9 protein-coding genes are annotated in these 8,066 nt (G+C 61.4%); 5 read left to right on the top strand and 4 right to left on the bottom strand.

Annotated features, from left to right (window positions below):
* Positions 1–762 (bottom strand): cache domain-containing protein (locus N2315_08440; protein ID MCX7829204.1); only part of this gene is annotated, 762 nt, incomplete at its 3' end.
* 205 nt (positions 763–967) lie between these two features.
* On the opposite strand from N2315_08440, the gene N2315_08435 reads away from it, so the two are divergent.
* A complete protein-coding gene (locus tag N2315_08435) occupies positions 968–1,648 on the top strand; it encodes a class II aldolase/adducin family protein (GenBank protein ID MCX7829203.1) in 681 nt (226 codons plus the stop codon).
* On the opposite strand, the gene N2315_08430 is transcribed toward N2315_08435, so the two are convergent.
* Positions 1,635–1,985, bottom strand: a complete 351-nt coding sequence (locus tag N2315_08430) for a hypothetical protein (GenBank protein MCX7829202.1) — start codon at positions 1,983–1,985, stop codon at positions 1,635–1,637. The genes N2315_08435 and N2315_08430 overlap by 14 nt on opposite strands.
* A 167-nt stretch (positions 1,986–2,152) precedes the next feature.
* Here N2315_08430 and N2315_08425 point away from each other — a divergent pair, with 167 nt between their 5' ends.
* Positions 2,153–3,136: a membrane dipeptidase gene (locus tag N2315_08425; GenBank protein ID MCX7829201.1), complete on the top strand. Its 984-nt coding sequence runs from the start codon at positions 2,153–2,155 to the stop codon at positions 3,134–3,136.
* Here the strand turns inward: N2315_08425 and N2315_08420 are convergent.
* Entirely contained in the window at positions 3,099–4,094 is a 996-nt protein-coding gene (locus N2315_08420) for a hypothetical protein (protein ID MCX7829200.1), read from the bottom strand. The genes N2315_08425 and N2315_08420 overlap by 38 nt on opposite strands.
* Before the next feature lie 207 nt (positions 4,095–4,301).
* Positions 4,302–4,958 carry a metallophosphatase family protein gene (locus tag N2315_08415; GenBank protein MCX7829199.1) on the bottom strand — a complete coding sequence of 219 codons (657 nt, stop codon included), beginning with the start codon at positions 4,956–4,958 and terminating at the stop codon, positions 4,302–4,304.
* A gap of 106 nt (positions 4,959–5,064) precedes the next feature.
* Between N2315_08415 and N2315_08410 the strand changes: the two genes are divergently transcribed.
* From N2315_08410 to N2315_08400, 3 genes are all read left to right on the top strand, one after another.
* Positions 5,065–5,976, top strand: coding sequence for a hypothetical protein (locus tag N2315_08410; GenBank protein MCX7829198.1), 912 nt, complete (start codon positions 5,065–5,067; stop codon positions 5,974–5,976).
* Between the two features lie 3 nt (positions 5,977–5,979).
* Positions 5,980–7,524, top strand: coding sequence for a Na/Pi symporter (locus N2315_08405; protein MCX7829197.1), 1,545 nt, complete (start codon positions 5,980–5,982; stop codon positions 7,522–7,524).
* Positions 7,521–8,066: HTH domain-containing protein (locus tag N2315_08400; protein ID MCX7829196.1), on the top strand; the 546-nt coding region annotated here is incomplete at its 3' end. The genes N2315_08405 and N2315_08400, both read left to right, overlap by 4 nt.

Raw genomic sequence — 8,066 nt, 5'->3', positions numbered from 1 at the left:
GAAGCCGCTGCCGCCGGATATCATCTTGCGCCCCGCCTCCGCCAGCTCCGGGGTTATCACGGAGCTGGGCTTGGCTACGTTCTCCTTCATTATGAGGTCCTTGTTGGGATCGCACACCAAGGTTCCCTGTGAGGTGGTGAGGAACCCGTTGCCCTTACCGAGGATGGTGTACCCGGTTATCGTCTCCGAAAGGCTCTTGAGCATTAGGTCCGCCGCCGCCACCCCAAGGACCCTGCCGTCCTTGCCCCTTATCGGCACCGCCAGGGTGATGACCACCTCTTTGGAGTCCGGGTCAACGTATGGTTCTGTTATGACCGGTCCGTTGGACTTGACGGCGTCCTCGTACCAGGGGCGTTTTCTTGCGTCGTAGTCCTGGGGTTCCTCCCAGTGGGAACCGCTTGCGAGCCTTCCGGAGGATTCAAGGCCCACGTAGACGTCCAGTATGTTGGGGTCTGATTTCACGCCGTCGTATATGGCGCCGAAGGCTGGCTCAAGGTCGCCGTCCTGCGTCTTGCCCTCGGCCTCGATGAGATATTGGGCTTCCTTGGCCGAAGCGTTTACTATGCCCCATATGCTGTCCAGATAACGGTCCACCTGGTCTGCCCTGGCGGCTATGAGCTCAAGCCCCAGTGAGTTAACCTGCTGGTTCAACATGGAGTAGCTTTGGTGCGCCACCATGATCACCATGGCGGCCAACAGCCCGGTGACCCCTAGCCCCATGAACAACAGCTTCTTGCCCAGCGACAGGTTCTTAAGGCCCATTGATTCTCCATCTCCTTTTGACGGAATTATGCTAAAAAAATGAACTCGCGCTCATTATAATCGGTTGAATTTTGGGCGTCCATTGTCGCATAAGGGTCCCGGAGGCGGCTTGGTTTGCCTTTGGGTAACCCTTGAGCTTTTTGTATTTTTATAAGAGTTGTTTAAGGGCTTCGAACCCTTGCAAACTCCTGGGTTTTGTGGTTGATTGCTCCTTGAGGTGATGGATTTGAGTTGTTTGTCCGTAAACGACGCCAAGGACGCGGTGGTAAGATATGGGGCCCAGCTTGAACAGCGGGGGCTGGTGTTCGGCACCGGGGGGAACCTGTCGGTTCGCTGTGCCGATGGGCTTTGGGCCCTTAAGCCCTCCGGGGCGCCCTGCGGGGCCCTACGGGCCGAAGAGGTGTCGGTGATGGACATGGAGGGCCGCTGCCTGGAGGGGGGCAAGCCCTCCAGCGAGTGGAGGATGCACCTTGAGATATTAAGGGCCAACCCGAAGGTGGGGGCGGTATTCCACACCCACTCCCGGTTTGCCGTCACCCTGGCGTGTCTTAAGTGGGAGGTGCCGGCGGTCCATTACTACCTTGCGGCCTTTGGGGACGAGTACATACCGATGGTCCCCTACAGCCCCTTCGGTTCTAAGAAGCTGGCCTTGGACGCCGCAAGGGCTTTGTCCTGCGGTGTCAAGGGGGTCCTTTTGGCCAACCACGGGGCGGTGGTGGCGGGGGAGACTCCACAGGAGGCCTTCGACCTGGCGGTGAACCTGGAGTTCCTGTGCGAGGTCTACTGGAGGGCCCGGTGCGTCGGCACCCCCGCAACCCTCTCAAGGGAGCAGTTCAGGGAAGCCCTGGAAGGGTTCGCCTCCTATGGACGACCTAGGAACTCCTGAGGGCCCGGGCCTTCAGGCGGTTCCTGTGGTTTATGGCCTCCGCCACCGCGAGGCTCAGCAGTTCCCTGTCCTGGTGGCGCCTTTTCTCTATCTCCGCCTCCAGGATCTTCTTCTTGAGCTTTAGCTTGTACTCCTCCATGGACCTCTGAACTGTCCGGTGATGTAACACCATCACCCGGTCCATGGAGGCGTCCACGTTGCCCTTGGCCCTCGCCACCGCCTCCATTGGGTCCTTTGGGGCGTCTTCCGCCCTTTGGCGTTCAGTGCCCCTCTCCCATCCCTTGAGTAAGTCCGTTGGGTCTTCCTTAGGTCCCCCAAGGGAGAACGGTTTTGTCATGCCTTGCCACCCCCTAAGGCTTCAAGCCACCTGTCCTTAACTGCCCTGTGCCCATCTTCTTGCCCTTCTTGTTTCGGTTCAAGGGGCCCTCGCCCTTATCCCCTTGTGGGTTGGATCCCATCACTGCTTGGGGTTATGATTGAAATACCGCATTGGGGGTGTTCTGTATGAGATGGGTGGACATGCACTGCGACCTTCCCTACGAGCTTGCGGTAAGAAGGCGCAGGGGGGAGTGGGACGTGGTAAGGAACCTATTCCTTCGTGACTTTCAGGACAGCGGGCTTGGGCTTTTGGTGGTGTCGTTGTTCGTTGACGATCTCTCGGTCCCAAGGGCGCTTGAGGAGGCGTTGTTTCAGCTCCAGTGCCTTCTGGAGGAGGAGAGGGAGGCGGAAGGGGCTTTTGTGCTGGTCAAAGATCTTAAGCAGCTGGAGAGGTGCCTTTCCGGCGGTCCTATGGGCCTTGTGCTCTCCATGGAGGGGGCGGAGCCCCTGGAGGGGAGCGAGGAGCTTCTTGGGTTCTTCCGGTATCACGGCCTTGGGTCCTTGGGTCTTACATGGAGCCGCAGGAACCGCTTCGCCGACGGTACGGATCTTAAGGGATCCGTCAGGTCCCCCGGGGGGCTTTCTTCCCGCGGCATGGCCCTGGCCAGGTCCGCCGCTGAAGTGGGCGTTGCGCTGGACGTAAGCCACCTCAACGACCCGGGGGTGGACGACCTGCTCCACATGGGGGTCTTTCTTTGGGCATCCCACTCCAACTGCAGGTCCTTGTGCTCCCATCCAAGGAACCTCGAGGACCGGCACATAGAGGCCATAGGGCGGCTTGGGGGCGTGGTGGGGTTCAACGCCCACGGATCCTTCGTGGGGTTCGACGACCCGGTGGAAGGGATGTACCGCCACATAACCCGGGTGGTTGACCTGGCGGGGGAGGAGGCCTGCGCCCTCGGGCTGGACCTCTGCGACAGGTTTGAAAGCTTCTACCAGGGCGTCCGCAAGGACCTCTTCATGAGCCACCGGGAGGCCCGGGACGCCTTGGACGCCCTTAAAGCCAGGCTTGGCTCAAGGCTCATGGGCAAGCTGCTTTGGGAGAACCCGTTGAGGGTCATCGAAAGGGCCCTTAAGGGCTCTCCGTCAGCCGCTCCTCCGCTTCCCTGAGCCTTTTGATCCCCTGGGGGGACATTCGGTTCAGGAGCTTTTCCCTGAGGGATAGCCCAATCGAGTCCCGGGGGGACTTGTCCTCCCCCAGGGATGTCCAGCTTACCTTCTTTCCCCGGTGGATAACGTCCAGATCCACCCACCGGTCCCCGCTGGGGGAGTACTCCAGGGCCATGCAAAGTTCCTTTACCTCCGATGGGGGAAGGGGGGTGAAGAGGCTCACCACGTATACCGGCACGCTCATAAGTATGAACGCCTGGTCCCTTCCCCACGCCTCGGACAGCACAAGCCCCGCGTCCACCCCCTCTATGGCCCCCATTAGCCTCTGGTAGTGCAGGTCGTAGCGCCCCGCGGCGTCGTATATCTTGATCTCCACCTGGTTCCAGTCGGGGGTCCCCATGGCGATGCTCAGGTAGTCCATGGCGTTGTCCTTGAGGCGTCCTAAGACCTCTGAACAGGGCCTTTCAACCAGCACCGCGGAGGGGTGCAGTTCCTCCATCCTAAGGGGCCTGTTGAGGGGGCTCTGGGTGAAGTATATGATGGTCCTGGTCCCGGTGGGGCAGGCCAGTGCGTGGGGCCTTTGCACCACTTCCCCCCCGAGGTCCTTTGCTATCCTCTCCACCGCCCTTCCAAGGTCTCCCATGAGCCGCATTACCGCGGTGCCCGGGGCGGTGCACACGTTGTCCACCGCCTCGCACAGCCTGGAGTTTATGAGGTGGCAGAGCAGTTCCTCCGGGGGGGTGTGGGTGGAGTATACCTTGAGGACCGGCTTGTCGCCGGAGGCCATGAATATGATCAGCGTGGCCTCCTCCGTTGCGGACTCCACCGCGGACAGGGGGTCCTGCTGCCAGGGCACACATCGTGCCTCCATGAACTCCTCCAGCTCCGCGATCCGCCCATCAGAAGCGGTGGTCTCCACCACCAGAACCTTAGGCCCTCCCCTCACGAGAGAAAGCATTGTCACCACCTCCGGTTTAACGTTCCCGTTTAGTAGTCGTTCCTTTTTCATTGGCCCTGCAGGGCCAGGTAGGGAGATCTTCCCCCTCCCGGCTTACCCCCCCGCTTGGAGTTTTAGCCCCCACAGGGGGTTTTAGTTCCCCACCGGGGGTTTTAAAACCCCACAGGTTTTTTAAATTTTAAATTTTAAAAAGCCCCATCAGGGGGGTTAAAGGCCCCTTCGGCGGCGAAGGGTTCGTTCGTCGTCGGTGCCCGGGGGGTATCTTATGAACCGCACCGACCAGTCGGCGGTGTCCAAGAGGTTCATCCGCTCGATGCCGTTCAACATGATCCTGTCCCCCTCCGTGGAGGTCCTTAACTCCAGGTCGTGGCCGAAGAGGTTCACGTCCCCCAGTTCCCCCAGGTCCGAGTGCCTGTGGGAGGCCTTAAGGGATCTGCCGCCCACGGTCAAAAGGGCCCTCACCGGGTGGACCTTCGCCCAGGGCATGAGGTCCTTCAGCACCTCCTCCAGGTCGTGGTTGCCGCAGGTGATGACGAGCCTTGAGACGTCCCTGACGGCTTCCAATGCCTTGGACAGCTTTGATACCTTCCGCACGTACTCGTCCTTCAGGGAGGGCCAAAGACCCACCTTGACCTCGTCCGCCACGTCCCCGGTGTGGATTACCATCATGGGCCTCATGGACAGCACCGCCCGCCGGATGTATCCGTAGGTGGACGACGGCGTGTCGGATATGTGCAGTATGCATCTGCTTCCGTCCAGCTGCGGGGGTATGAACCCCATGGCCTCCAGAAAACGCCTTGCTCCCCTTGCCAGGTCCAACTGGGGGCCCCCGTAGTTATTGGGGGGCACAAAGAACCTTCCCACCGGCCACCTCCCGTTAAGGGCGTTCCACGCCTTTTGCCCTCTTTGAGTCCCATGTATTACTATGCTGCATGATAACCTAAACTCCTTGGAATTGGGGGCCTTTTGCATGAGGGCAGCGGTGATGGATCTTGGTACCAACTCCTTCAAACTCCTGGTGGCGGAGGGGGATGGAGGTGATGTTAACGTCCTTCTGGACCGCCAGGAGGTGGTGCGCCTTGGGGACGGGCTGGCGCTTAGCGGAGGGTTCCTAAGGGACGCCATGGACCGGGCGGTGCTGGAGGTGGGGAAGATGTTGGAGCTTTGCGAGGCCCTGGACGCCCAGGCCCTGCTGGCGGTGGGGACCATGGGTTTTAGGAAGGCATCCAACGGGGAGGAGCTGCTCAAGGCCATCAAGGACCGTTACTCCCTGGAGGTGCGGATAATATCCGGACAAGAGGAGGCGGAGCTTTCGTTTGAGGCGTCGGCCCTCAAGGGGCCTAGGCTTGTGCTGGACATAGGGGGCGGCAGCACCGAGATGGTCTTCGGCGACCGGAGCATCCAAGGGGCGGTGAGCGTTGAGGCGGGGGCCCTTTTCCTCACCGACCTGTTCCTGGATCCCAGGACGGTTCCCTCCCGGGAGGCCCTTGAGGCAGCCCACCGGAGGGGCCGGGAGGCCCTGGAGACGGGGTTGAAGGAGCTTGGGATCCTAGGTTCGGGCGTCCCCCTTTGCGGCGTGGGAGGCACCTTCACCACCCTGGCGTCCGTGGCATTGGGGCTTGAGCGTTACGATCCCCACAGGGTTCACGGACTTTTTATATCCCTTAAGGAGCTTGAGCTGCAGCATGTCATGTACGCCTCCATGACCGGGGAGGAGCGGCGTTCCATACCGGGGATGCATCCCAAGAGGGCGGACATCGCCATTGGGGGGGCGGTGATAGCGTTGGAGGCGGTGAGGCTTTTCGAAGCTACAGGGGTCACGGTGAGCGCCAGGGGCCTGAGGCACGCTTTGATGGAGAGGCTTCTTAGGGGGGAGGTTTAGCCTTTGGGGGATCTTTTAATCCTCGCCGGGGGCATAGCGCTGTTTCTCTTTGGGGTGGACGAGAGTTCCAGGGCAAGCCGGGTGGCGCTGGGGGAGAGGGAGCGGGCCATGATGGCCCGTTTCGCCGCCAACCCCTTAGGGGCCTTGATCCTTGGGGTTTTGTTGTCCTTCCTGTCCCAAAGCAGCTCAGTGGCCACCAGCTTTGCCATGGGGCTGGTGGACATAGGGGCCCTCAGCTTCTCGTCATCCATAATAACCATGATGGGTTCAAGCGTCGGAGCCTCCATGGTCACCTTTCTTTTGAGCTTGGACGTGTCGTACCTGGGGCCGGGATTCCTGTTGGCTGGGGCTTTGGTTTCAAACCTTCCAGCCGGAATCTCCCGTTACGGGGGGCTTTTAAGGGGAATGGGGATAGTGCTGGTGGGCATGCTCCTCATAAAGACGGGGGTCTCTCCACTCATGTCCTCTCCCAATGCCCGTTTTTTGGTGGGGTACCTATCTGGCAGGCCGGTCCTCTTGGCCCTTGGGGCTTTCCTCGCCACTTGTGCGTTCCAGAGCAGCTCCGCGGTGGTGGCCCTGGGGATAGCCATGGCCTCATCGGGGGTGCTGGGGCTCCATGAGGCCTGCTGGTTGGTGGTGGGTTCCCACGGCGGTTCCTTCGGACCCGTGATGCTGGCGAGCTTGGGCAAGAAGGTCTCCGCCCGGCGCCTTGCGTGGGCCATGGGGATATACAAGGTCCTTGGAGGCGTGATGGGGGCTTTTTTGGCGGGGCCCTTCGCGTCCCGGGCGGCTCTGCCGCCGGTGTCGGGGATACCGGCCTTCATGGGGCTCCTCACGGTGCTCAACGGGCTGGCCCTCTTCCCCGCGGCTCGCTGGCTTGCGGAGGTATCAAAGGTCCTTGCGGGGTCCACCCGGCGTCCGGGGGAGAGGGCGTACATAGATGACGCCCTGGCTGGCTTTCCAGAGGTGGCTTACAAGCTTTTGGAGAAGGAGATGGGGCGCCTTGCGGACCTGGAGGACCGGTTCATGGGGCTTCTCCTTCAGCTCCCATCGGACCTATCGGTTGAGCTTCGGGTGAGGCCCTTCGTGGAGGACGGGGTGGTGGACCTGGCGGACTCCTGCGTCCAATACCTGGACGTCATAGAGGACCCGAGCCCCGAGGGGATCGAACGGAAGCGGCGGCTGGCCCAGGCGCTGCTGTGCCTTAGGGCCATGGGCGTGGTGCTCACAAGGGACCTTTACCCGGCGCTGTCGGACATGGCAAGATCCCGGGAGCTGATGGGCATCAATGGGATCGGAAGGTCCATCCAGGTGGTGAGGGACATATTGAGCTCCGCCGTGGGGTCCTGGGTTTTGGGGGATAAACAGATGGCATTGAGGGCGATGTCCGCCTTTGAACCCCTGTCCCACCGGGGGTTCGGCCTGTATGAGGAGATAAGCTCCGGCGAGAGGGACAGGGGCAGGATATGGAACCTGGAGAGGGTGCTTCTGGAGCTGGGCAGGGTGGCTTCGGAGCTGTCCCAGCTGGTGCTCAACGAGGAGGTGTGATTGGACCGGTGTCTTCCCTCACTCCAAGGCATAGGGCCCTCATGAGCTACCTCATGGAACGGGGCGGGTGGGTCAAGGCCTCGGAGATCGCCATGGCCCTGGGGGTCAGCGACAGGACCGTGAGATCTCTGGTGAACCAGATAAACCGGGCGGGAGGTGTTGGGGGTGCGAAGCTCATAAGGTCCTCCCGGTCCATGGGTTATATCCTTGAGGCTTCGATCAACCCCAATGTCTTACCTTCGGTCCGGGGCCCTGCGCCGGTGGACTGCCCCCCTGGTGAGAGGGCCCGGGGGGCGTTCCGCCGCCTTGTGATGTCCAAGGTGCCGGTGGATTTGTACCAGCTTGGGGAGGAAGCGGGGTTGAGCGAGTCAACGGTTCTCGCGGACCTTAGGGGGGCTGAGGGGGAGGCTAGGGCCTTGGGTTTTAAGCTGAGTTTGAGGCAGAGGGGCTTTATGTTGGAGGTTGAGGGGGCCGAGTCGGAGAAGCGGCGCTTCCTTGCCTGGGCGGTTCAGGACGAGGCATGGGGGGCCGAGGGGCTTGGG

This window comes from Thermanaerothrix sp. (assembly GCA_026417795.1).
In the GTDB taxonomy this organism is placed as follows: Bacteria; Synergistota; Synergistia; order Synergistales; family Synergistaceae; genus Thermanaerovibrio.
This window is presented reverse-complemented; position numbering and strand designations above follow the sequence as displayed.

What these genes read in the sequence shown, in the direction of transcription:
- N2315_08430 (MCX7829202.1), bottom strand. Translation starts at nt 1,985, where the DNA reads ATGACAAAACCGTTCTCCCTTGGGGGACCTAAGGAAGACCCAACGGAC.
- N2315_08425 (MCX7829201.1), top strand. Translation starts at nt 2,153, where the DNA reads ATGAGATGGGTGGACATGCACTGCGACCTTCCCTACGAGCTTGCGGTA.
- N2315_08420 (MCX7829200.1), bottom strand. Translation starts at nt 4,094, where the DNA reads ATGCTTTCTCTCGTGAGGGGAGGGCCTAAGGTTCTGGTGGTGGAGACC.
- N2315_08410 (MCX7829198.1), top strand. Translation starts at nt 5,065, where the DNA reads ATGAGGGCAGCGGTGATGGATCTTGGTACCAACTCCTTCAAACTCCTG.